The organism is Paenibacillus daejeonensis DSM 15491 (assembly GCF_000378385.1).
GTDB lineage: Bacteria > Bacillota > Bacilli > Paenibacillales > Paenibacillaceae > Paenibacillus_D > Paenibacillus_D daejeonensis.
The window spans coordinates 255,616-280,191 of record NZ_KB899659.1 but is presented as its reverse complement, the minus strand read 5'-3'; the positions used below and the strand labels follow the sequence as shown (position 1 = coordinate 280,191).

Annotated in this window: 25 protein-coding genes; 20 read left to right on the top strand and 5 right to left on the bottom strand. The window is 53.5% G+C overall.

The features are described 5' to 3' along the window. From F556_RS0101265 to deoC, 5 genes are all read left to right on the top strand, one after another. Positions 1–783: an alpha/beta fold hydrolase gene (locus F556_RS0101265; RefSeq protein WP_020615065.1), complete on the top strand. Its 783-nt coding sequence runs from the start codon at positions 1–3 to the stop codon at positions 781–783. Positions 784–869: 86 nt separating this feature from the next. Then, positions 870–1,178 (top strand): hypothetical protein, encoded by a 309-nt coding sequence (locus F556_RS0101260; RefSeq protein WP_020615064.1) that lies wholly within the window; start codon positions 870–872, stop codon positions 1,176–1,178. Between the two features lie 95 nt (positions 1,179–1,273). Further along, the gene (locus F556_RS0101255; protein WP_020615063.1) at positions 1,274–1,873 is read left to right on the top strand and encodes a nitroreductase family protein; all 600 of its coding nucleotides are present in this window, start codon (positions 1,274–1,276) and stop codon (positions 1,871–1,873) included. A gap of 111 nt (positions 1,874–1,984) precedes the next feature. Continuing rightward, complete coding sequence (pyrB, locus tag F556_RS0101250) at positions 1,985–2,908, top strand: aspartate carbamoyltransferase (RefSeq protein WP_020615062.1); 924 nt, start codon at positions 1,985–1,987, stop codon at positions 2,906–2,908. A 159-nt stretch (positions 2,909–3,067) separates the two neighbouring features. Beyond that, positions 3,068–3,715: a deoxyribose-phosphate aldolase gene (deoC, locus tag F556_RS0101245; protein ID WP_026297032.1), complete on the top strand. Its 648-nt coding sequence runs from the start codon at positions 3,068–3,070 to the stop codon at positions 3,713–3,715. A 69-nt stretch (positions 3,716–3,784) separates the two neighbouring features. Here the strand turns inward: deoC and F556_RS0101240 are convergent, their stop codons facing one another. Further along, positions 3,785–4,435: a universal stress protein gene (locus tag F556_RS0101240; protein WP_020615060.1), complete on the bottom strand. Its 651-nt coding sequence runs from the start codon at positions 4,433–4,435 to the stop codon at positions 3,785–3,787. Between the two features lie 271 nt (positions 4,436–4,706). On the opposite strand from F556_RS0101240, the gene F556_RS0101235 reads away from it, so the two are divergent. The 6 genes from F556_RS0101235 to F556_RS33025 all read left to right on the top strand — a co-directional run bounded on the left by F556_RS0101235 (position 4,707) and on the right by F556_RS33025 (position 11,683). Then, on the top strand, positions 4,707–5,375 hold the full coding sequence (locus F556_RS0101235; protein ID WP_020615059.1) for a response regulator transcription factor: 669 nt from the start codon (positions 4,707–4,709) through the stop codon (positions 5,373–5,375). Continuing rightward, positions 5,372–6,826, top strand: coding sequence for a sensor histidine kinase (locus F556_RS0101230; RefSeq protein ID WP_020615058.1), 1,455 nt, complete (start codon positions 5,372–5,374; stop codon positions 6,824–6,826). Before F556_RS0101235 ends, F556_RS0101230 begins: the two co-directional genes overlap by 4 nt. Next, complete coding sequence (locus F556_RS0101225; RefSeq protein ID WP_020615057.1) at positions 6,819–7,859, top strand: extracellular solute-binding protein; 1,041 nt, start codon at positions 6,819–6,821, stop codon at positions 7,857–7,859. The genes F556_RS0101230 and F556_RS0101225 overlap by 8 nt, the downstream gene beginning before the upstream one ends. A 237-nt stretch (positions 7,860–8,096) precedes the next feature. Next, positions 8,097–9,227 (top strand): Fe(3+) ABC transporter substrate-binding protein, encoded by a 1,131-nt coding sequence (locus F556_RS0101220; RefSeq protein ID WP_020615056.1) that lies wholly within the window; start codon positions 8,097–8,099, stop codon positions 9,225–9,227. A 3-nt stretch (positions 9,228–9,230) separates the two neighbouring features. Continuing rightward, positions 9,231–10,886, top strand: coding sequence for an ABC transporter permease (locus F556_RS0101215; protein WP_020615055.1), 1,656 nt, complete (start codon positions 9,231–9,233; stop codon positions 10,884–10,886). Next, entirely contained in the window at positions 10,883–11,683 is an 801-nt protein-coding gene (locus F556_RS33025) for an ABC transporter ATP-binding protein (protein ID WP_020615054.1), read from the top strand. Before F556_RS0101215 ends, F556_RS33025 begins: the two co-directional genes overlap by 4 nt. Before the next feature lie 694 nt (positions 11,684–12,377). Here the strand turns inward: F556_RS33025 and F556_RS0101205 are convergent. Further along, positions 12,378–13,886 carry a stalk domain-containing protein gene (locus F556_RS0101205; RefSeq protein ID WP_020615053.1) on the bottom strand — a complete coding sequence of 503 codons (1,509 nt, stop codon included), beginning with the start codon at positions 13,884–13,886 and terminating at the stop codon, positions 12,378–12,380. A 193-nt stretch (positions 13,887–14,079) separates the two neighbouring features. On the opposite strand from F556_RS0101205, the gene F556_RS0101200 reads away from it, so the two are divergent. Further along, positions 14,080–14,640: an SLOG family protein gene (locus tag F556_RS0101200; RefSeq protein ID WP_020615052.1), complete on the top strand. Its 561-nt coding sequence runs from the start codon at positions 14,080–14,082 to the stop codon at positions 14,638–14,640. A gap of 15 nt (positions 14,641–14,655) precedes the next feature. On the opposite strand, the gene F556_RS0101195 is transcribed toward F556_RS0101200, so the two are convergent. Beyond that, entirely contained in the window at positions 14,656–14,847 is a 192-nt protein-coding gene (locus F556_RS0101195) for a hypothetical protein (protein WP_157272578.1), read from the bottom strand. 81 nt (positions 14,848–14,928) lie between these two features. On the opposite strand from F556_RS0101195, the gene F556_RS39205 reads away from it, so the two are divergent. Continuing rightward, positions 14,929–15,057: a DALR anticodon-binding domain-containing protein gene (locus tag F556_RS39205; protein ID WP_083937867.1), complete on the top strand. Its 129-nt coding sequence runs from the start codon at positions 14,929–14,931 to the stop codon at positions 15,055–15,057. Between the two features lie 6 nt (positions 15,058–15,063). Here F556_RS39205 and F556_RS0101190 read toward each other — a convergent pair whose 3' ends face one another. Further along, entirely contained in the window at positions 15,064–15,999 is a 936-nt protein-coding gene (locus F556_RS0101190; RefSeq protein ID WP_020615050.1) for a helix-turn-helix transcriptional regulator, read from the bottom strand. Positions 16,000–16,213: 214 nt separating this feature from the next. Here F556_RS0101190 and modA point away from each other — a divergent pair, with 214 nt between their 5' ends. The 5 genes from modA (at position 16,214) to F556_RS0101165 (ending at position 20,787) form a co-directional block, all read left to right on the top strand. Then, positions 16,214–17,017, top strand: coding sequence for a molybdate ABC transporter substrate-binding protein (gene modA / locus F556_RS0101185; protein WP_026297031.1), 804 nt, complete (start codon positions 16,214–16,216; stop codon positions 17,015–17,017). Then, positions 17,014–17,688 (top strand): molybdate ABC transporter permease subunit, encoded by a 675-nt coding sequence (modB, locus tag F556_RS0101180; protein WP_020615048.1) that lies wholly within the window; start codon positions 17,014–17,016, stop codon positions 17,686–17,688. The genes modA and modB overlap by 4 nt, the downstream gene beginning before the upstream one ends. Positions 17,689–17,762: 74 nt before the next feature. After that, positions 17,763–18,320, top strand: a complete 558-nt coding sequence (locus F556_RS0101175; RefSeq protein WP_157272577.1) for a hypothetical protein — start codon at positions 17,763–17,765, stop codon at positions 18,318–18,320. Between the two features lie 18 nt (positions 18,321–18,338). Continuing rightward, positions 18,339–19,121: an ABC transporter ATP-binding protein gene (locus F556_RS0101170; RefSeq protein ID WP_020615046.1), complete on the top strand. Its 783-nt coding sequence runs from the start codon at positions 18,339–18,341 to the stop codon at positions 19,119–19,121. A 421-nt stretch (positions 19,122–19,542) separates the two neighbouring features. Continuing rightward, positions 19,543–20,787, top strand: coding sequence for an aminopeptidase (locus F556_RS0101165; protein ID WP_020615045.1), 1,245 nt, complete (start codon positions 19,543–19,545; stop codon positions 20,785–20,787). A gap of 83 nt (positions 20,788–20,870) precedes the next feature. Here the strand turns inward: F556_RS0101165 and F556_RS0101160 are convergent, their stop codons facing one another. Beyond that, positions 20,871–21,782 carry an SDR family oxidoreductase gene (locus tag F556_RS0101160; RefSeq protein ID WP_026297030.1) on the bottom strand — a complete coding sequence of 304 codons (912 nt, stop codon included), beginning with the start codon at positions 21,780–21,782 and terminating at the stop codon, positions 20,871–20,873. A 336-nt stretch (positions 21,783–22,118) separates the two neighbouring features. Here F556_RS0101160 and nrdI point away from each other — a divergent pair, with 336 nt between their 5' ends. Together nrdI and nrdE are read left to right on the top strand one after the other, a co-directional pair. Beyond that, on the top strand, positions 22,119–22,478 hold the full coding sequence (nrdI, locus tag F556_RS0101155; RefSeq protein WP_026297029.1) for a class Ib ribonucleoside-diphosphate reductase assembly flavoprotein NrdI: 360 nt from the start codon (positions 22,119–22,121) through the stop codon (positions 22,476–22,478). Then, complete coding sequence (gene nrdE, locus F556_RS0101150) at positions 22,465–24,549, top strand: class 1b ribonucleoside-diphosphate reductase subunit alpha (RefSeq protein ID WP_020615042.1); 2,085 nt, start codon at positions 22,465–22,467, stop codon at positions 24,547–24,549. Before nrdI ends, nrdE begins: the two co-directional genes overlap by 14 nt. Positions 24,550–24,576 lie beyond the last annotated feature (27 nt).

The following is a 24,576-nucleotide window of genomic DNA, read 5'->3' as shown; positions in this document are numbered from 1 at the left end:
ATGCCAACCTGTCTGGTTAATGGTGTACAGTTATATTACGAGATTCATGGCAGCGGTCCTCCGATCGTATTTACGCATGGCCATTCCATGTATCACAGGCAATGGGAACCCCAGGTGGAAGCGTTGCGCGATCGCTATCAGATCATCCTGTGGGATGTAAGAGGTCATGGCCGGTCCGCGCTCCCTCCAGGCCGAGTCGATCCCGAGGATTTCAGCCGCGATCTGAATGGTCTAATGCAGGCGCTGGACATCCCCGAAGCCGTCCTGTGCGGCCTGTCAATGGGAGGGCATATCTCCATCCAAACCGCCATCCGTTATCCGCAACGTGTGCGGGGACTCATCCTGATCGGCAGTCCGTTTACGAACACATTTAATTTATTTGAGCGGCTCACCACGCCGATCAGCAAGCTATCTGTACGTCTGCTGCCGCTTCGGACAACGGGATCTTTAACGGCCAAGGCACTCTCGGGAATCAATCCTGATAATCGGACATTCATTGAGGAGGCATTTAGCATGATGAGCCATGATGCCTTTGTCCGTCATTGGTCAGGTAATTTACGTATGGAGAGCAAGCAGGATTTGCATCGTGTCTCATGTCCGACGCTCGTACTATATGGCGACCAGGATACGATGGTGATGCGCCAGCAGCATGAGCTTGCCCGCCAGATTGCAGGAGCAGAGCTGCATGTCGTGCCGAATGCACACCATCTGACGAACCGTGATAACCCTGAAGAAGTGAACCGTCATGTGGCCGAATTTATGGAGCGTCTGGAGACAACCTGAAACATTTATACTCCTCCCATCGTATAATCTAGGATCGATTATCTAGGGCGCAATCGTCTGGAGCCTGTGATTAAGGAGGAGTAAGGATGCCGCAAATTTTAAAAGGTCTAGCATGGGTGGTCGGAATTGTCGGCACGCTCATCAGTTTGAGGGTGTTCTTTATAGACGGTGGTAAATTTCTAGCGTTTTTATTTCTATTGATTACTGTTGTAGTTATATCCGTATTAACGGCTTTGGCCTACTTGGTTGAATTGGCGGAGTATAACACGGATAGGTTGACGACGATAGAGCGCGTAGTCCATTCTGATAACCCTGCAAGCCGCCCTGCTACAGGCAATTCCCGCATGAAAAGTCTGGATAAAATTAAGGATTACACGTTTAAATCCAACGATTGATGCTGTGCGGTTATGTCCTTTCGTAAACATCTGTGTAAAAATTCCTGTCGCAGGGTAATCTATTGCGAGACTGTTTACGAATAGGAGTGAAAAATATGGCAAAAGACTTTTTGGAAGCCGTGAAAAGCCGGCGCAGTATTTACGGGATTAGTAAGGAACAAGTAGGGACTGACAACGAGCTGAAGCATCTGATCGAGGAAGCGCTGCTTCACACGCCGTCTGCATTCAACTCCCAGAGCGCTCGCATTGTATTGCTGCTGGGTGAGCAGCACGACAAACTGTGGGAAATTACCACGGAAACGCTCCGGGCTGTCGTGCCTGCCGACCAATTCTCTTCAACCGAGGAGAAAATGGGGGCCTTCAAAGCAGGCTACGGTACGGTTCTCTTTTTTGAAGATCAATCGGTTATCCAAGGGATGCAGCAGCAGTACGTCACCTATCAGGATCGCTTCCCTACGTGGTCGGAGCAATCCTCCGGCATGCATCAATATGTAATCTGGACCGCCCTCCGGTTGCAAGGGTATGGCGCATCGCTTCAGCATTATAACCCGTTGATCGATGAGCAGGTATCTGCTGAGTGGGATCTACCGGAGACTTGGAAGCTGATTGCCCAGATGCCATTCGGCAAGCCTACTGCCGAACCCGGTGACAAATCGTTTCAATCCCTGGAAGGCCGCTTCAAAGTATTTGAATAAACCCAGGCCGTGTGCGTTACGCACACGGTTTTCTTTGAGTTTTTTTACCATTAAGCTCAATTGCGTTATAATACGGGTTGCGTACACATCATTTGAAGGAGGCCCTACTTCATGCGTCGTTTATTACATATAATTGAATCCAAATCAATGGATCGTGCCTCATTGCAGCGTTTATTCGATCAAGCATCGACGATGGAGCCTATCGCCAATACCGGTGGCTCCCTGATCCGCTCGGACAAAATTATGTGCTCCTTGTTTTTTGAAGCGAGTACAAGGACACGCTTATCCTTTGAATCAGCAATGTACCGGTTGGGGGGACGCGTCATCGGTACGGAGAATGCGACAGCCTTCTCCTCGGCCATCAAAGGCGAGACGCTGGAGGATACCATCCAGGTGGTATCCGGCTACTGTGATCTCATCGTATTGCGTCATACCGAGGTAGGCGCTGCACACCGTGCAGCACAGGTGTCAGGCGTACCCGTCATCAATGCTGGCGATGGATCCGGGGAACATCCGACGCAGGCACTGCTTGACTTGTATACCATTCAAAAAGAGCGCGGCGAGATTGACGGCATCCACATTGCGATGATTGGCGATTTGACCTATGGAAGAACGGTTCACTCGCTTAGTTATCTGCTCGCCAATTACAAGGACATTCGCATCACATTCATAGCTCCGCCTAATGCTCGGATCCCTGAGAGCGTCAAGCGCTATCTCGATGAGAAAGGCGTCAGCTATGAAGAAACCGGCGATTTGCTTGCCGCCGCTGCAAGAGCGGACGTGTTCTACCAGACCAGGATTCAGAAGGAACGGTTCCCTTCCCTGGAGCAATATGAGCTGGCAGCCGGCAAGTACATTATCGATCAACCGCTCCTGGAACAGATGCGACAGGATGCCTTGATCCTGCATCCGTTGCCGCGTGCAGGTGAAATCGATACGGATGTGGACAGCGATCCGCGGGCTGCGTATTTTCGCCAGGCCCAGAATGGATTGTATATCCGGATGGCGCTAATTAATCAGTGTCTTGAGTCATAGGAAGGGGATGAAGGAATGACAAGTGCAGACGACGCAGCCATGAGAAGACAGAGCGTGCTGGGCCAGCTGGTGGCGGCGGGCATACATGTGCCGGAGCAGGCTCTTCGCAGCGATGCGGAGGAGGGCGAATGTCCAGACGTTAGTACTGGACTAGCCTCCATGATTGATCACACGCTGCTTAAGCCGGACGCGACGCAGGAGCAAATTGCCCAATTGTGTCAAGAGGCGAAGACTCATCGGTTTGCAACGGTATGCGTGAATGGGGCGTGGACGTCGCTGGCGGCAGAGCTGCTGCACGAAAGCGGCGTTGGCGTCGCAACGGTCATTGGTTTCCCATTGGGTGCAGCCACGACACGGGTAAAAGTGTTTGAAGCCTACTGTGCAATCGATGCGGGTGCTACCGAGCTCGATATGGTGCTGCATGTGGGAGCGCTGAAATCGGGATTGCTGAGCGAGGTGTATACGGACGTCCGGCAGGTGGTAGAAGCGGCAGCCGGACGCGCATTGGTGAAGGTTATTCTGGAGACAGGTTCCTTGACCGAGGAAGAAAAAATCACCGCCTGTATCCTTTGCGACCTGGCGGGTGCGGATTATGTCAAGACATCCACAGGCTTTGGAACGGGCGGCGCGACGGAGGCGGATGTCCTCCTCATGAACCAGTACACTCGGAAGAGCGTTCGGGTTAAAGCCTCCGGTGGTGTACGAACAGCTGAGGCAGCGCATGCCATGATTACGGCTGGGGCTAGCCGCTTGGGTACCAGCTCTGGGGTACAGCTTGTCACAGGCGGCGAAGGGCAGGGGTATTAATCGATATAGAGGTACAGACCGTAGAAAGGGAGTCCCGCCCGGGACTCCCTTTCTTGTCATGAAAGCAACTTATTTTTTTACCTTGCCGGTGATGACAGAAGGGTCGGTAACCTTGCCCATGTTGATTTTCACATAGATATAGTTTCCTTCCACCTGCAACTTGAACAGGCCGCTGTCAAATTCAGTGTGCAAATCCTTGAAGAAAACACCTTCCCGAACATCCTTGCCGCTTGGCGACTCGCTCAATTGAAAGGTATTGCCGCTCGGCACGAGGTAGGCCTTGACGCCGCTCTCATGCGTTTCTTCGAGCTGATCCACCGCGCGCTTGACGGCGACAATATGAATGTCGATTGCGCCGACGCGGTTCAGCAAGTTGTTCACGAGCGATCCCTTGGTCATTTGCTGCCACAGCGTCTGGCCGGATTGGCCGAGAATGAGCTGGGTAATTTTCTTATCTTCTGCTACCTTGATGATGGTCTCCGTAATTTTGCGATCCTTGCATTCCTTGTTTATGAACTCACCGCCGGCATCCTCGACGAGTTTTTTCCATACCGACAGATATCTAACCTCGTCCATGTCCAGCTCTTCATCTGGAACCGTGTCCACGCGCAGCACGTATAACGGACAATTAAGCAGCTGCGACAGCCGTATCCCCCGTTTAATCAACCGTTCACCGGTCGGTCCATAATACACACACACCATAATACTCTCTGTAGTCATTAAATTGTTTTGTCTCCTTTCGGGCCGCCTTTGTCCTCTAAGTTACGCTATTTTCCAACGAATTTCAAATGATGTTCGCCATTTTTATTAAAATTGTCATAAAACGGGCGAAATAAGGCTATTTCTCGATGATTTACCCCCACTTTCGCCCACTGAAACAAGAGAGAAATCATGGGTATCCGTGAAAATGCTTGTAGTTGATAAAGATTCTCATTATAATGACATTGGAGTATGAGGACAGGAGATAAAGACCCGAAAGGACCCGTAATAGATGAAAAAAATCTTGCTCATTGAAGATGAGAAAAATATGGCTCGATTTATCGAATTGGAGCTGCGACATGAGGGGTTCGACGTAGCCGTGGTATATGATGGGCGAACCGGCCTTGAGACTGCGCTGGCCAGCCATTGGGATTTGGTTCTGCTAGATTTGATGCTCCCAGGCGTGGACGGCCTGGAGATCTGTCGCCAGCTGCGGGCGCTCAAGCGGACGCCGATCGTGATGATCTCTGCCAGAGACGCTGTGGCCGATCGGGTGTCTGGCCTGGATCTTGGTGCGGACGATTATTTGCCCAAGCCTTTTGCCATGGAAGAGCTACTGGCTCGAATCCGGGTCGTCTTCCGCCGGGGGGAGGAGGAACGGGATGTGCTGGTCTTTCAAAATCTGCGAATGGAACTGGATACACGCAGCGTGACCAGAGACGGGAGCGAGATCGGACTAACCAAGCGGGAATACGATTTGCTGGCTGCATTTATGACCTATCCCAACCGTGCGCTCTCGCGGGAGATGCTGCTGGATAAAGTGTGGGGGCCCGGCGCAGAGGTGGATACCAATGTCATTGATGTATACGTCCGTTATCTCCGGAACAAAATCGATCCGCCAGATGCTTCGGTCAGCTACATCCAGACCTTGCGCGGCATTGGCTATATCTTGAAACGATGAGACGCTCGGGCGTCCTGCGCAGGCTGGGCAAGCTGCAGATTCGCTGGAAGCTGACGCTTGGTTCAGCATGCATGCTGCTGCTCATTTTTGCTTTCTATCATCTTGCTCAATATCTGGCGATTGAACAGACGATGACGTCCCGGATCGAACAATCGGTGCGGGAATCCATGGATACGGTGCTGAATCATATCCTGGAGCGGGAGATGGGGTTTGAAGAAGCGGATCTCCCCGTGCTGCGACAAACGCTGCATAGGCTAAACGAGCGAAATCAGCAGATCCGGATTCTGGATCAGGATGGCCTTGAGATCGCCTATGTGACGGATGGAATCGGAGAACCGCTAATCCAACACGTCACGGCCGTGCTTCCAGAGTTGTCCATCCAGTCAAGCGGCGATGCCAAATTCATGGTCTTGCGAGCACCACTTGTCGTCCTGGCGTTTCAAGGAACGGTGGAGATCGTCCGTGGGATGGAGGAAACGACCCTCGTCATTAACCGGATGGGTCAGGTTATGCTCTATACCGGACTGGGCGCCGTGCTGCTCAGTGCCTTGGGAGGTGCCTGGCTATCCGGGCTGCTCCTGCGGCCGCTGCGATCCATGGCTGGCACCATTCGGAGGGTGCGGGAGGACGGCTGGCAGGCACGGATGCCGGTGTCCGGCAGTCGTGATGAGATGGACACACTGATGCGTATGTTTAATGAGATGATGGACGATGTCGAGCGTTCATTCAACAGACAGCGCAGGTTCACCCAGGATGCTTCCCATGAACTGCGAACGCCAATTGCCATTGTGCAGGGTCACCTAGACATGCTTCGACGCTGGGGAGCGGACGATCCCCAAGTATTGAAGGAATCGTTGCAGGCAACCAGTGAAGAGATGAACCGATTAAGTAGGCTGGTGGAGGATCTGCTGGCTCTTACCAGAGCTGAACAACAGCCCTCTCGACCAGAGGAACAGGGACTGGACGATGCAGGCAAAGTCCTGGAGGCCCTTGCGGCCAACGTTCGCTACGTGCATCCTCATCATCCGCTCAGCCTTATGGCGGAGGAGCTGGCTGGAGTGCCGCTGACCCTTTCTGTTGAACATCTGGAACAGCTCCTAATTATCGTAGTGGATAATGCCGCCCGCTATTCAGAAGAGGGACGACCCATCCGCATCAGCTGCCGATTGACGGAGTCGGTCGCTCACATAGAAGTATCGGACGAGGGGATAGGCATTGCGGAGAAGGATCTGCCCCATGTCTTTGACCGGTTCTACCGGGCGGACAAGGCAAGAAGCGGGGACAACCGCGGAACCGGACTTGGACTGTCCATCGCGAGGCGCTTGGTGGAGCAAGCGGGTGGCTCGATCCGTCTCCACAGCACGGAGCATATGGGGACAGTCGTCCATCTGGAGCTGCCAGTGCAGTCAATTACGGCTAACCACAACAAAGGAGGGACCTTCGATGCTTAGACGAATAGCCATCGTCTGCACCATCATTCCGGTGCTGGCAGCTGTTGTAACGGGCTGCAGCGCAGGTACAACTGCTGAGGGAGCGACAGTTACAGTATATTCATCCCGGCACTACGCGGCAGACCAGGCGCTCTATAGCGCCTTTACAGAACAAACCGGCATAAGAGTCATTGAAAAGAAAGGGACCTCCCAGGAGCTCATGAGTCAACTTAGCAAAGAGGATGAAGCCCATTCAGCTGATGTCCTCATTACAGTAGATGTGGCTGCACTGGCTCAGGCCAAGCATGAAGACCTTCTGCAGCCTATTCTGTCCGAGAAAATGGAAGCGCACGTCCCTGCCCAGTGGAGAGATCCTGACGGAACGTGGGTAGGTGTGGCAGCCCGGGCACGGGTCATTGTGTATGCGAAGGATCGGGTAGATGGCAACTTACTTGCCTCATATGATGATTTGGCGGATGAGGAATGGTATGGCAGACTGCTGATGCGCTCTTCCGGCAACCAATACAATTTATCCTTGCTGGCTTCATTGATTGATCAGCGTGGTGAAGCGGCGGCAAGGCACTGGGTAGAGGGGATTGCGCACAATCTCGCGACTGATCCGCAAGGAGGAGACCGGGAGCAGGCTCTGCAATTGGCCAAAGGCACGGGAGACGTCAGTGTGATGAACACCTATTACATTGGACAAATGCTGGCCTCTGATAATTGGGAGGAGCGGCAGGCTGCAGGACAACTGGGGATGGTTTTCCCCAATGCGGAGCACGGAGGTACGCATATCAACCTGAGTGGGATCGGCTTGCTGCGGGAAGCTCCCAACCCTTCAGCAGCCATACAGCTCATTGAATTTTTGACGAGCCAGGAAGCGCAAACCGCTCTGAGCGGCAGCACGTATGAATATCCTGTACATCCACAAGCGGCAGTGCCGGAGGTGCTACAGCAATGGGGAGAGCCAGAGCCGCAAGCCATTGATTACAATCGGCTGGATGAACGTCAGTCGCGGGCGGTCGAGCTGGTCAGCAACACAGATTGGCAGTAACTTGGTGATGCTTAGATGATTTTTTCATTTCCACAGCAAATTCTCATTTTCGTTCGTTATAATCAACATTGAGATTACAATGAGTGATAACGATATTCATTATCATAATCAAAAAAGGCTGTCGCACTGCCTTTTATAAAGATTCATGATTGAGAATGAGAATTAAACTCATCACAAGTGAATGTTTGAGTATCGCTGTGCAATCATCTTGAACATGACCAAGGAGGCCATCTTATCATGCAAGGAAGTTGGAAGAAACTGTACATAGCCGCAGCCTTTATTTTGACGCTCGCCCTTATCGCCGGGTGTGGTGCAGGCAGTAGTGGGACACCGGAGGAGCCCACGCAGCAAGCTGCTGGAGGGACAAATGGACAAGATCAAGCACAACCAGAAGAACAAGCACAACCAGAAGCTGGTGGCGAGGTCAATATTTACACTGCCCGTCACTATGATGTGGATGCTGAGTTGTATAGCCAATTCACAGAAGCGACCGGGATTACAGTCAATGTAATTGAAGGCAAGGCCCCCGAGCTGATCGAAAAATTGAAACGGGAAGGCGCCAGCACGCCTGCCGACCTGTTCATCACCGTGGATGGCGGCATTCTGAACACCGCCAAGGTGGAAGGATTGCTGCAGCCCATTGAATCCGAAGTCATTGATGCACAGGTTGGAGAAGGCTTGATGGACACAGACAAAGAATGGATCGGCCTGTCGACGAGAGCGCGTGTTATTGTCTATGCCAAAGATCGCGTGGATCCTGCCGAGCTGTCAACCTATGAAGCGCTGGCAGAGGACAACTGGCAAGGCAAAGTGCTGGTACGCTCGTCCACCAACCTGTATAATCAGTCGCTACTTGCTTCATTGATTGCCATTGACGGCGAAGAAGCAGCAGAGCAGTGGGCAGCCGGCATCGCCGCCAACCTGGCGCGCGAACCTGAAGGCGGCGACCGCGACCAGGCGAAGGCCGTGGTAGCAGGAGCAGGCGATGTAGCCATTATGAACACGTACTATGTTGGACAAATGAGCGTCTCTGATGATCCGGAAGAAGTGAAGGTTGCTGAGCAAGTCGGCGTGTTCTTCCCGAACCAGGACACGACAGGCACACATATCAACATCAGTGGTGCCGGTTTGATCAAGCACAGCAAGAACAAGGACAACGCCGTCAAGCTGATTGAATTCCTGACTGCACCAGCTGCTCAAGAGACCATCTCGCTCGCCAATTACGAGTACCCGGTCAATGCAGAAGCGAAGCTGCCCGAGCTGCTGGCAAGCTGGGGAGAGTTCAAGCATCAGGAGCTGGACTTCGCGGTTTACGGGGAGAACAACCCGAAGGCTGTCGAGATCGCGAACAAGGTCGGCTGGAAGTAATCGATGCAGATCCATCGGACCTATCGAACGTTAAGAAACTATACGAACGGCTGGGTCATTGCCAGTCTGATCGGGGCAGCAGCCATTCTGCTGCCCATTCTCTATGTTATGTCTGGCCTGTTTCGTCCAGTTAACGAAAACTGGGCTACAGTCAAAACGTATCTGCTCACCGATTATGTCATTGGCTCAGCCAAGCTGGTTCTATTGACCGGCTTTTTCTCCACCTTGGCCGGCGTTTTTCTGGCATGGCTGGTGGTAGGGTATGCTTTCCCGCTGCGGCGGTTTTTCCGATGGGGTCTGGTGCTCCCGCTGGCCGTTCCGCCCTATATCGCAGCCTATACTTACGGGACAATGACCAGCTATACCGGCATCATTCAGGCGACGCTGCGCAATCAGTTTAATATCCAGCTGCCTCACGGGATGATGGAGCTCAGCTCGCTGCGCGGGGCGGTGTTCACTTTATCGGTCTTTTTGTTTCCCTACGTATTCCTGTTGATGCGGACCTATCTGGAAAGACAAAGCGGCTCCTATATCGAGAATGGTCGTTTGCTTGGCCGCAGTGGCTGGGGATTGTTTACACGAGTCGTGCTTCCCCTGTCGCGGCCGGCCATCATTGCAGGTGCAATGCTCGTTATCTTTGAAGTGCTCAGCGACTATGGAGTCGCCAGCTACTTCGGCGTTCAGACGATCTCCACGGCGATTTTCCAGACCTGGTTTGGCATGTATGATATCGATAGTGCGATGCGTCTGGCCGCTTGGCTGCTGGTCATCATTATCGGGATTTTTATCCTGGAGCGGCTGCTGCGCCAGGGGCGCAGGTATGGGGCCATGAGCAGCCGCAGCAAGCCGTTGCAGCCGGTGCAATTGAAGGGCTGGGCTGCCGCAGGTGCAACCGGTCTGTGTATCCTGGTCTTCAGCGCAGGCTTTCTGGTACCGGTTGGACAGATCCTCCTGTGGGCGACTTGGACATACAGCAGCGTCTGGCGAAGTGACTTTGTTGATTTGCTTCGCAACACGCTTACGGGGGCCGCTTGGGCGACGCTTGTAGTCATGGGGATTGCGGTCCTGTCGGCAAAGAGTGTGCGCATGGTATCCAACGCCGGAGCCTATGCCCTTGCGCGTTTAATGACGGCAGGCTATGCCATTCCTGGTGCGATTATCGCCATTGGCGCACTGGCCGTTTTTATTGGACTCGACGAGCTGTTGAGCCCGCTGTATGTGTGGCTCCTCGATAGGGAGGAAGGTGCGCTGGTGCTGAGTTTGTCCTTGCCCATGCTTCTGGCGGGCTACGTTATCCGGTTTATGGCGACAGGCTACAACGCGATAGAAGCAGGCTATGACAAAATTCCCCGAACCTACACAGAAGCCGCGCAGTCACTGGGACACAAGCAGGGTAGTACCTTCCGTCGTGTGGAGCTCCCCTTGCTGAAGCCAGCCATTCTCTCGGGCTTTGCCCTGACGTTCATCGAGATCGTCAAGGAGCTGCCGCTGACGCTTCTGCTGCGGCCGTTTAACTTTGACACACTTGCCACCAGAACCTATCAATACGCCATTGACGAAAGAATCTACGAAGCGGCGCTGCCGTCACTATTATTGATTATGCTGAGCTTGATCTCCGTCATCATCGTGCTAAGGTTGGAGAAAGGAAGGATAAGATGAGTGAGCTGATGGTAAGCGGGGTGACCTATCGTTATGAACGCCGGCAGTCTCCAGTGCTCGAAGATGTATCCATGCGTGTATCGCGTGGAGAGATTGTTGGCATTCTGGGCGCTAGCGGGAGCGGCAAGAGCACGCTGCTTCGTCTCATCGCCGGTCTGGAGACCCCCGAGCAGGGATCGATTACGCTGGGAGAGCGGGTTCTGGTGAATGAGCGAGCTGAAGTATCGCCGGCGGACAGAGGAATCGGAATGGTGTTTCAGGACTATGCCTTGTTCCCTCATCTGACCACTGCAGACAATATCGCGTTTGGTCTGCACCGAATGAAGCGCAAGGATCGGCAGCAGCGATTGGACGAGATGTTGGATCTGATCCAGATGACCGACTTTGCCCGGCGCTACCCGCATGAGTTAAGTGGCGGCCAACAGCAACGTGTCGCTCTGGCACGAGCGCTAGCCCCCGGACCGACGCTACTGCTCATGGATGAGCCATTTAGCAGCCTCGATGCCGAGCTCAAACAATCCATTCGCACGGAACTGCGGTCGATACTGCAGCGAGCCGGTACATCCTGTCTGCTCGTCTCCCATGACCGGGACGATGTGGCTGCGATCTGTCACAGAACGTTGTATGTCGAGAGCGGCGTGTGGCGAGAGCTTGATTCGGAGCATGCGCAAGTGGACGATACGAGGGGGGATGCTAAGAACAACTCGAACAAAGACCAGGCAGCCAAGCATGAGCAGCCTACAGAGCTAGATAAGCCAACGAAGCAAGACAAACCGCCGCTTGTCTTGTCACGATAGAAAGCTGGGCACACGAGTGCTACCACCAAGCGAAAAGCCTCTGTCAGCACATAGCAGCTGCAGAGGCTTCCTTGGCATGAGTGGAGCCTGGTAGGCGCAATCGCGTTGTGTGCATGGTGCTAGTTGCGGTGCTGATTGGGTACGGGTTGCTTTAGTGATTGCACTAGTGATTGGTCTAGTGCTTAATTGCTTGTTAGGTGCTGAGTAGGTGATCAAGTGCTGATTAATTGCTAGTTAGTTAGGTGCTGACTAGTTACTAATTGGGGTTGTCACTGTAACGGCCATATTTGCAGCTTAGAAGTGGATTTGTGCGATCTGCGGTTTTTAACGGACATATCTGCAGCTTAGAAGCTCAAATCTCAACAAATTTAGCATTTTGAGGCGGCTAAGCATCCATTTTGTCCGTTAGAAAGAAAACGGCTCAGATTTCCTCTGCTAAGGGTCAAATTTGTCCGTTAGCGGGACACTCTGTGCTCACTGATCCGGACGTGCGGGTCAACGCATCCGAACACCCCCTCCCGAGACCGGGCGGGGGTGTTCGGGCTAACAGCGCCACTCCCATTCAGTCGCCGCGCATGGGGTCGTAGCCGGATGATCCTATCCTCGCTTACTCGCAGTGATTCTGACTCAACTTGGAACGACCGTGGCCTACTAAGGATTCCGGTGTCGCGCACTGAGAAATAGAGGTAAGCGATTAGTTTGTCTTCCCTGGATAAGTAATCTGAACGGCACGCGCCTCGGAGGACCAGTGGACGGTGGCACCCAATGACTCGCTAACCAAGCGCAAAGGCACATACGAGACGCTGCCAATGATGAAGGGCTTGGAAGGCAGCAGAACCGGTTTGTCCTGAATGGTTACTTCGCCTGTGGTGAACCCGATGCGGATCTGAACGGGTGCTGCCTCGCCGTTTGCAGCGCCTGTGATTAGCGTTTCCTTGGCCAGCACATCCCACGTTAGGGTGGCTCCTAATCGCTCAAACACCGAGCGGAGCGGGATGAAGGCCTGGCCGTCATGCAGCAACGCGCCACCGGTCAGCGGCACGGACTGACCGTTCAGTACGACAGAGACCGGCTTCAGAAGCGGAACTGGCTTATCATACATGAAGGTAAAGTCTCCGACCCCCAGCTCGGCCGATTTGTTGACGCCCCAGCCCCAGAGGGTGCCGTCCTGGCGTTCCATCATCAGATGTCGAGAGCCAGCTTGTACGCTGCGCACATCCTTGGCCATCAAGTCGAAGGAGGCGTCTGCTGGCATGGATTGCCGGTTTAGTGAGGTGGCATACAGCTCTCCTTGCTTCGTAAGGGCAAATATCATGCGCTCGACGACATAAGCTTCGCGCACATCGCTAAGCGCAGAGAAACGGATAGGGGACGACTGCGCATGCCACTCTGTGCCGTCAGAGTAGCCTGTCACCGTGTTTCCCCAAAACCAGAGCCGTCCATCAACATCGACAGCAAGGTTGGCCATGCGATGGGTGCCCAACCAGGCAATGCTGCGATTGATGGGGACCTTGGTGCTAATCACAGGTGAATCCGTCCCCTCCCGGATGGGCCAGGTTCTCAATTCGCCATTGCTTAGCCTGGCGACGTTGCGTTGAAGGTCGACCGCCCCATCGAGATTCGGGATTCTGGTGAAAGAGGAAGTGCCATTCTCCGTTTTGTACCCCCGCCAGAGGGTGCCGTCCTCTTTCAGCGCGATGATGGTCTGATACGTCCTGTTCCCGTCCCATTCCTGATAGTGACTAACCTTCTTCACATCTTCCAGCGCAGGGACCGGCTGACTGTTCTGAAGAGCTTCCAAGGTGACACCAGATGAGTCGAGCGGAACGATGGTCAGGCCGCCATCTGCATCGACGATAAATAATTGGGAATAGTCAGCCATGGCCTGCTTCAGATGGTCGAATTGCGGCAGCGCTACAGGCTCTACGGGCTGGCCAGCCTGCAAACGCCCTGTATAGTGAACGGTACCATCTGTTAATTGAATGAGACCTCCGTCATGGACGGTAACGACATCATCCATCCCGTGGATCTGGACGGGAACCGGCTGCATGCTGCCCCACGTCCAGAATGTTCCGTCCTGCTTAATTAGCGATTGCTCGGTGTAGCTGCGGTAGGTCTGCCCCGATTCAGCGGCAGCTGAGGAGACTAGCATCGACATCGTTAGTCCGACGGCCAGACAAACCCGGCCCCAAATGCGTTTCATTCAACAATTCGCTCCTTTGATCTGGGAATAGGATGAGGATTACATGGGTGTAAGATTCTTCTATATTAGACTCCTAGTTTCAAGAAAAGGTTTCGAGACAGAGGAACTTTTTTGCAAATTTCTCTTGCTCAGGCTACACTGATTGAAACTGAAAGGTTCAGCAATCTGCTTGGACACCTGAAAGAAGGCATGTATGAAAAATCTGCTCGTGACGGGGTATCGCGCCCATGAACTGAATATTTACGATGACAAGCATCCTGGCGTTCCCTTCATTAAAAAGGCCATAGAAGCTCGATTAATTGCATTGATGGATGAAGGATTAGAGTGGGTGCTGACTCCTGGTCAATACGGGGTAGATCTCTGGGCGTGTGAAGTTGTGATCGGGCTGCGCAGCGAATATCCCCAATTAAAGGTTGCTATCATGTCGGCTTACGAGAATCCGGAGGCCAATTGGAAGGAAGAGAAGCAAACGTACTATCAGGAGTTGGTGAAACAGGTGGATTATTACGGCCTGGTTACGAAGGGACCCTATCAGGGGACGTGGCAGCTGGCTGCACGGGATGATCTGCTGATGCGCAAGTCGGACGGGATTTTACTTTTCTACGATGAGGAAAGGGGAGAGGCCAGCCCAAAGTTTATGAAACAACGGGCCTGGCGCAAGCATGAGCAAGAAGGTTATGGCTATTTCGTGATAACAGCCGAAGAGGTGCAGAATCTGGCGGATGAAGCCCAATGGGACAACGATCAGGGGTAGGCGATCTCACTCCCGTTAACCTGGCGGTTGTTGCTGTTTTCTCTGGTTGCGACGCATCCGGGTAAAGGCCAAGATCACGCTGATCATCATGGCCACGAAGGCATAATTCTCTGCGGCCTCAGGCGTCATGCCGAAGGCGAGGATACATAATGAAGATACGGCATTATAGACAAAGAAGGCGACCGCTAACAATAAAATCGGTCTCATAAAATTATACTTTCGCATCGTTCGTTCGCTCCAATTCCTCTAAACTGTAAGTGCTCTCATACAAAGGTACCTTAAAATGCAGTGGGTGACAATAAGCTCAGCACAATTCACTTGATCCAGGAAGCCAGGCTTAGGCTTGTTAGAGCAACAGCCCGGACCCTGAAGACCGGCCTCTACCTGATTGGTCTGCAGGCGCCGGAATCGATCTGATGTCAGCTAAGTCTCTAGCAGAATCTTGCCCGTGTCCGTCAGATCATAGCCGGAGATGGCCGCCAGCTCCTGCCGATAGCTATCGGAGCGGAGCACCTGCAGCACGTGCTCCCGCCATTGGGCATTATCCGGCCGTTTGCGCATGACGAGGTCATAACGTTCGGTGATGAGCGGTATGAAAGTTATCGCTTCGCCGATGATGGCAGCCGCCTTCTCGATGCCGACCCCGACATCGGCGGCACCGGAGGCGACACGGGCGGCAACCGCTAGATGATTTGGTTGCTCGTCCTCATATCCCCGCACCTCATGGCGAGGGATCCCATGCAGCCGCAACTGCTCATCCAGCAGGACGCGCGCACCTGCCCCGCGCTCGCGGTTGACGACCCGCAGCCCTGGCTGGGCCAGATCAGCCCATCCGTGCAGCGCGCGGGGATTGCCGTGTGCCACGTACAACCCGGCCCGGCGAGCGAGCAGATGAACGACAAGATACGAATCGTTGACCAGCAGCCGGCGGATATAAGGAAGATTGTACTCTCCCGTGTCACCGTCGAGCAGATGCGTGCTCACCAGATCGGTTTCTCCGCGATAGAGGGCGATCAGTGAATCCAGACTGCCGACATAGCTGCGCAGCGGGCGGAGCTGGGGCATCGCTTTGGATAAATGATTGGCGAGAATGTCGAGGCTCACATCTTGGCCAGTAATGACCAGCGATCCTGGGGGAGCGACTTGCACAGCCGATGCTGGAGGAACTACAGGCTGAGTAGCAGCAGCATGACGGGACCGGTATTTGTAGGCATCCAGGTCAGCAGCATCGACTCGCATTTGCTTCCCAACTTTATAGGAGGGCAATTCGCCCTTTTTAATGAGATCATAGACGGTCAGCTTGGATACTTTGAGCATCTTGGCAATTTCTTCTGTCGTATAGGACATGTCTTGCTCCATGGTGGGCCCCCTCATGTGAAAATGCATCGTAAAATATGCTCTCCCTGACGGGACGAATACAATTGTATCATACATCTTAAATGCCAGTGTAAGGTTTACAGCGATCTGATTGCTAGTTATAATGATGTTTAGTTATAAACAGTTATAATTAGTTATATTCAGAAAGGCAAGTGATCGCTTGAAAGCAACGAAAAAGGGGTACGGCACACGGGTAATGGGATTGACACTGGCAATGACCTTATTTCTCGCGGGGTGTGGCACTGATACGTCCCATAGTGGAGCGGGCACGAATGTGAATACGAATGGAGACATACCGCTGAAGCCAACAGTGGAGCTAACCATATCTGCGGCTGCCAGCTTGAAGGATGCCTTAACCGAGCTGCAAACCGAGTTTGAATCGGAACACCAGGACATCAAGCTTCTATTTAATTTTGCAGCATCCGGCGCGCTACAGCAACAGATTGAGCAGGGGGCTCCAACGGATCTATTCCTCTCTGCTGCGCCTAAACATATTGATCAATTGGTCGAGAACGGAATGATTGCAGCTGAGCAGCACGTGGATCTACTGCGCAATGAACTGGTCGTTGTCGTCCCAGCAGGACAAGACAATGTAAAGGCACTCGAGGATCTGACGCAAGATTCGGTAAGACATATCGCCATAGGCATTCCAGAGAGCGTTCCTGCAGGGGAATATGCCAAAGCGGCACTGGATACAGCCGGACTCTGGGCAGCATTGGAAGCCAAGCTCGTCCAAGCCAAAGACGTCCGAAGCGTACTGCAGTATGTGGAGACTGGGAATGCGGATGCAGGGTTTGTTTATCGTACCGACGCGTTGTCCTCTGATCAAGTCGATATTGCCTTCGCGGCCCCGGAGGGAAGCTATCCGGATGTCATTTATCCCATTGGCATCATCGCCGAGAGTAATTACCCCGAGCAGGCTGAGCGCCTCTACGAGTATTTACAGACAGAGGACGCGAACGTTATTTTTGAACAATACGGCTTCGGCACCGCTTCATGATGGACTGGACTGCCTTCTGGACGCCGATAAGATTATCTCTGCAAGTCGCCTTGCTGGCCAGCGTATTGACGCTGGCTCTTGGCATTGCAGCCGCATGGTGGATGAGTCGGGCACGCTTCCGCGGACGCATTGTCGTCGAAACATTGTTCCTGCTGCCTCTGGTGCTGCCGCCAACGGTTGTCGGTTTTCTGCTGTTGGTCGCGCTGGGCAGAAACAGCTGGATTGGCCAAGCGTCTGAATGGTTATGGTCGGCACCGATTATTTTCTCCTGGTGGGCAGCAGTGATTGCTGCCGTCGTTGTTGCCTTCCCACTTGTGTATCAGACGATGAAGACGGGCTTTCTATCTGTAGACCGGCATTTGGAGGATGCGGCGCGTTCGATGGGAGCAGGGGGCTGGCAGGTGTTCCGTTATATTTCGCTGCCCCTGGCCTGGCGTTCGCTGCTGACGGCATATATTCTTGGCTTTGCCAGAGCATTGGGGGAGTTCGGTGCAACCCTGATGATTGCAGGGAATATACCTGGCAAAACCCAGACGCTGCCTACGGCCATCTATGTTGCTGTGGATTCAGGCCATTATTCCATGGCATGGGTCTGGACGGTTTCTATCATTATAATCTCATTTGGCCTGCTGCTGCTCACCCCGCAGCTTGCTCGTTCTTCCCGTCGTTAGAGGGGCCATTGGAATATACTTCTGGCGCTTCTCATGCTACAATGCCGGAAGTGGTGTAGTTGATGGGGGTGAGAATGATGCGTATTTGGACGACGCTGGCAGTGCTTTTGCTCCTGCTTCCGGCATTATGGGTACTCCAGCCTGCACGCGCAATGGCTTGTGATTGTATGGTCCCGGAGAATGCGGGAGCAGCGCTGGAGGATGCGGATGCCGTCTTCACTGGGACAGTGCTGGATATCGCCAAGCAGCCGCGAAGAGACATGGGCTACGATGCAGTGATCTTGGAGGTCGACAAAGCCTGGAAGGGTGTCGACGCGACCCAGGTAATTGTTTATACCAGCTGGTCAAGCTGCATGTTTAACTTCGTGGACGGCGAGAGCTATCTGCTCTATGCTTATAAGTCGGGCGAGAATCTGGAGGTCAGCAATTGCGGGCGTTCGGTGGCGGTGAACACAGCAAGTGCTGCCGAAGATCTGGCGATGCTCGGTGAGGGGCAGGTGCCCACAATCGAGGTCGACCTGCAGAGCCGCTTCAGTGATTGGCAGCCCATTATTGTCTGGGGATCGGCGATCGGAGGTTTACTGCTGGTGTTAATCGGAGTACTGATGATCTTACGCCGGCTGCGAGGGTAGGGAAAGTGAGGGAATGAAGTGAGGGAATCGGTTATTGATTTGCAGGATGTAAGTTGGGAGAGAGACGGCAAGCCGATCGTGCGTCATGTGGATTGGCAGGTGCAGAAAGGCGAGCATTGGGCAGTCATGGGGCTGAACGGATCTGGCAAAACGACGATCCTTAACCTCATTAATGGATATATCTGGCCCACCTCGGGAACGGTTAGCGTACTTGGAAGCCCATTCGGTACGATTGATTTGCGGGAACTGCGCAAGTCAATTGGCTGGGTTAGCTCCTCCTTGCAGGAGCGTCTGTATCCAACGAGCCGGGCCGAGCATATTGTCTTGAGCGGCAAATATGCAACGATTGGCCTCTATGATGAGGTGGAGGAGGCCGATCTTCAGCGGGCACATGAGCTGATGGATCAGCTGGGGTGTGCACATCTTGTCGGGCGGACCTACCAGACGTGCTCACAGGGCGAGAAGCAGAAGCTGCTGATTGCCCGTGCGCTTATGGCTTCGCCCAAACTTCTTATTCTGGATGAAGCCTGCAATGGGTTGGATTTCCTTGCCCGTGAGAGCCTGCTGGCTGGCATCACGGATATTGCCAGCCGACCGGATGCGCCAACGCTGCTGCTGGTGACTCATCACATTGAGGAGATTCTGCCCATCTTTTCACATACGCTTATGGTCCGGCGCGGCGACGTCTTTGCCCAGGGCCGCTCTTCCGAGCTGCTGCAGACAGCGACGCTATCCGCATTCTTTGAGACGCCTGTTCATATTGAACGTCAACGCGACCGGGCATGGCTGTCCGTGCCGTGATTTGTAATTAATGAATGGACAAGCTTAATTGTACATGTTTTCTGAACATTCCGAATTTGGGGTGGCGCATCTGCCGGACATATGCTATAGTTTTGGTATCAGGAAAGGAGGTGCGTCAACATTTCTAATCACATGTTGAACGCGTCCCTTACCCGATCTGCAGTGCTCTAGAGTTCAGGGCTCGGCAGAGGCGCGGGATGCGGATCACAGTAAGACTAGCGCCACGGGTACCGGCGCCGTCCCCGGAGGACGGCACAGGGGCCGCCACGTTACGACTCAGGTCGAAGCGTGGCGGTTTTTGCTGTCCATTACCAATTGTCAGGCGCATTTGTGGTTCAGTTCCACGGGAGTTCCGATTTGAGTTTGACGCCAAGAAAAGCCTATAATGGAAGATGACTTGTCGGACTTTCGAAGGAGGATGATGGAATTGTTACCAACAGACAAACAAATTATGGACTATGCTGAGCTGATCGCGATGATTGGCGTCAATGTGCAGCCGGGGCAGACCGTTGTGGTCATGGCGCCGATCGGGGCAGCGCGGCTGGCCCGGCAGATTGCAGTTGCTGCGTATGAGGCTGGTGCTCACAATGTCCATGTGGAATATAATGACGAGGAGCTCTCGCTGGTCAAGTATAAGCATGCGCCGGAGGAATCGCTCTCGGAATACCCGATGTGGCGTGCCAATGCGTGGGAGGAATATGCGGAGAATGGAGCAGCGTTCGTGACGATCTATGCGCCGAACCCTGATCTGCTCACGGGAGACATTGACCCCCGCAGAGTTGGCGAGACGATCAAGGCGGCTTCGCAAGCCCTGCAGAAGTACCGCAGCAAGCTGATGAATCACGCCAATTCCTGGACGCTGATCTCTTATGCGACACCGGAATGGGCAGCCAAGGTTTATCCGGATTTACCCGTTCAGGAGGCAGAGCAGCAGCTGTGGCAGCGTATTATCGAGGCTACCCGTCTGGATGCAGGCAACCCTGTAGCAGCCTGGAAGAAGCATAATCGTCGTCTGAAGGACCGGGTCGATCTGCTCAATGCCAAGCGCTACAAGCAGCTGCGATATCAAGGTGAAGGGACAGATCTGACCATCGATTTGCCAGAGGGTCACATCTGGCTGGGCGGTGCCAAGGCGAATGCGAAGGGCGACGACTTCAATCCGAACATGCCGACCGAAGAAGTATTCACCATGCCGCACAGGGACAAAGTGAACGGAACCGTCCGCAGCACCAAGCCGCTCAACTACAACGGCCAGCTCATCAACAATTTTGCCTTAACGTTCAAGGACGGCAAAGTGGTAGACTTCCAGGCGGAGCAGGGCTATGAAATATTGGCTCAATTGATTGCTGCAGATGAGGGAGCCAGTCGGATCGGTGAAGTTGCACTGGTACCCGATGATTCGCCGATCAGTAATTCAGGCGTCGTGTTCTTCAATACGCTATTCGACGAGAATGCCTCGTGCCATCTGGCGCTTGGACAGGCTTATCCTGTCAATCTGGAGGGGGGGACAACGATGGGACCGGAGGAGTTGGACGCAGCCGGAGCCAATCGTTCGCTTATTCACGTCGACTTCATGATCGGTTCGGCTTCTCTGAGCATTGACGGCATTCTGCCGGATGGCTCGTCTGAGCCAATCTTCCGAAATGGCAACTGGGCAGAAGCCTGACCCGCTTTCTTCAACAGACAAATAGAGGCGTACGAGTGGTGTACGCCTCTTTGCTATGCCAATGTTCCACTCACTAACTTCCTTTACCGGTATCCTGTCGCATCTGCCGGCTTGCCGGCTTCTTGAACCTCGCGGATATATCGCCAGCAGTCCGGCCGGGACCCGTCAATGTCGTCAAAGCCATACACCCCCGCAAGACCACTGCTGGAGAGCGACTGCCCCTGCCATCTATGCACCTCAGGGTCGGCTGCCAGCGCGCTGACAGCCCGTCCTACAAAGCGTGGGGTCTCAGAAATCACGAAGTGAGGTTCCTGCTGGCAGGCCTCCCGCCAGGTTTGCTCAGTCACGCCGAAGTGATCCAGCATAATCTCCGAACGCATCCAGCCAGGGGTTAACGAAACGGCCGTGCAACCATGCGGTTCGAGCTCTTTGGAGAGTCCCCAAGCCATACGGGTGACGGAGGTTTTGGCCAGGTCGTAGAAAAGCGACAACCGGTAGTTAGCCTGATTGTATTCTGCCGTCCCATCCGTCATCTCCACCAGCAGTCCGCCAGGACGGCGGATGAGCAGGGGCAGGGCGTAGTGGCTCGTAATTAGATGGGTGTCGACGGCCAATCGTAGCATCCGCAAACCGGACGCCAAGGAATGCTCCCATACCGGGATGTTCCATTCCACCAGATTCTCACCGCCCCAGATATCGTTGACGAGGATATCCAGCCTGCCTTGCTCCTGATCGATCCGACCGACTAGATCTTGTACCTGCTCCGGCACCAGATGGTCGACCTGGACAGCGATACCGGTGCCGCCTGCTGCCGTTACCAGCTCTGCCGTTTCTTCAATCGTCTCGGGCCGGTTATATTCGGATACCATACTCCGTGTCGTTCGGCCCGTAACATAGACGGTTGCCCCAGCCGCCCCCAGCTCAACAGCGATGCCCCGGCCAGCGCCCCGCGTCCCTCCAGCAACCAATGCGACCTTGTTATTCAATGGTTTCAATTCCATCATCCTCCGTTGGTGAGATTTTCTTGTGGCTCACGTATTAGTGTAGTTGATATTTATGACAAAACCTGTCGTAAATAGCGTCGAAAAATATTTGGGCCTGAAAATCTATAAACCTATTTTTTCATAGAACCCGGCATCCCTTGTGTGACGCCATATATGGTGATTTTGAGCACATGCACCCCCAGATATGCTACGCCCATTTTTACATATCCCCAACAATTTGTGTTTCGGCCTCATTGACTTTGTCTATATATTGTTATAAATTAATTAAACCAATACTACATATTGACGAATTGTACATATATGGATGAAGAGAGAGGGATGGAGAGCATGCTGATTGCCTATGATTCAAAGACGGGAAATGTCAAGCGGTTTATTAACCGTTTGAACTTGCCGGCAGTCCAGATCGAGGAACAGATGACGGTCGATGAGCCGTTCATGCTGGTTACATATACGACAGGTTTCGGGCAAATTCCGGATCGCGTGAGTGCGTTCCTGAAGCGCAACTTTCATATGATGCGTGGAGTTGCTGCCAGCGGCAACCGGAATTGGGGCACGAATTTTGCTCGCAGCGCCGACCTGATCGCCGAGAAATACCATGTTCCGGTCATCGGCAAGTTTGAACTGTCAGGTACCCGCCAGGACATCCTGAGCTTTGAATCGGAGGTGACACGCTTTGCTGCACATTGAATTGAATAATCTGCTGATGAAGCGAGATGCCAGCGGATTTTTCCAACTGGACAAAGATCGCGAAGCAGTCGACGCATTTATGGAAGAGGTCGCGCGCAAGAGCGTCAACTTCTCAGATACAGCTACTAAGCTGGACTATATGATTGAGAATGATTATTACGAGAATTTCTATGCAACCTACGCAGCGGAGGATGTCATCGGCGTGTTCGACTTGACGGCAGCCCATCCCTTCCGGTTCCAATCCTACATGGCCGCTTCCAAGTTCTATACAGACTACGCGGTGAAATCCAATAATCGCTCCCAGTATCTGGAGCATTTTGCCGATCGGGTAGCAGCCGTGGCCTTGCATCTGGGCAGAGGCAACGCTGCAACGGCCCGTACGCTTGCCATCTCGATGATGGAGCAGCGCCTGCAGCCAGCCACACCGACCTTCTTGAATGCCGGCAAGAGCCGGCGGGGCGAGATGGTTTCTTGCTTCCTGCTGGAAATGGATGACGCGCTGAACTCGATTAACTATGTACTGGGCACTTGCCTTCAATTGTCCAAGATTGGTGGGGGCGTTGCCGTCAATTTGTCCAAGCTGAGAGGACGGGGCGAGAGCATCAAGGGTGTCGAGGATGCCGCCAAGGGCATCATGCCGGTACTTAAATTGCTGGAGGATGCATTCTCCTACGCGGACCAGATGGGTCAACGCAAAGGGTCGGGAGCAGGCTACTACAATATCTTTGGTTGGGACCTCCTGGAGTTCCTCGACAGCAAGAAGATCAATGCTGATGAGAAGACGCGGCTGAAGACGCTGTCGATCGGCTTGATCGTTCCGGATCGTTTCTACAAGCTGGCAGAGAACAATGAGATGCACTATGTGTTCGCCCCATACAGCGTCTACAAAGCCTATGGTATCCATATGGATGATATGGACATGGACGAGATGTATGACACGCTGATGGCTGATGACCGCGTACGCAAGAAGCCTGTGATGAGCGCCCGCGACATGCTGACCCGGATCGCTATGGTTCAGCTGGAGTCCGGATACCCCTACATCATGAATCGCAGCAATGCCAACAAGGGCCATGCGCTGGGCAAGATCGGACCGGTCAAAATGTCCAATCTATGTACAGAAATCTTCCAGTTGCAAGAGACGTCGGAAATTAACGATTACGGTATTGATGACGTGATCCGCCGCGACATCAGCTGCAATCTGGCATCTCTCAATATTGTCAATGTCATGGAGGGCAAGCAAATCCGTGAATCTGTTCATGAAGGCATGCTGGCGCTGACGGCTGTCAGTGATATGACAACGGTCGCCAATGCACCCGGTGTAGCCAAGGCGAATCGTGAGCTGCACTCCGTCGGTCTGGGCGCAATGAATCTTCATGGTTATCTGACCAAGAACCGGATTGCTTATGAGAGCGGAGAGGCCAAGGAGTTCGCCCGAGCTTTCTTCATGGCGATGAACTACTATTCGCTGGAGAAGAGTATGCATATCGCTCGCGACACCGGCATCCGTTTTGCAGGCTTCGAGCTGTCCGATTATGCGGACGGCAGTTACTTCACACGGTATGAGAGCGAAGATTTCCGTCCTGTTACCGCCCGGGTACAGGAATTGTTCCAGGGCATGGAGCTGCCGGGGCCAAGCGAGTGGAGCAAGCTTGCTGCTGATGTGGCCGAACACGGTCTCTACCATGCTTATCGGCTCGCGATTGCGCCAACGCAAAGTATCTCGTATGTTCAGAACGCAACGTCGAGCGTCATGCCAATTACGCAGCAGATCGAGACTCGCACGTATGCCAACTCGACAACGTATTATCCGATGCCGTACATGAGCGCGGAGAACTTCTTCTATTATAAGTCGGCTTATCAGATGAACCAATTCAAGGTGATGGACCTGATTGCCGAAATCCAGCAGCATATCGACCAAGGCATCTCAACTGTTCTGCACGTGAACAGTGATGTGACGACGCGGCAGCTGGCCCGTTACTATGTGTACGCGGCTCGCAAGGGACTCAAATCGCTTTATTATACGCGGACGAACCGTCTGTCCGTCGAGGAATGCATCAGCTGCTCGGTTTAAGTCCGGGCTGCGGTAGCGGAAGGGGAA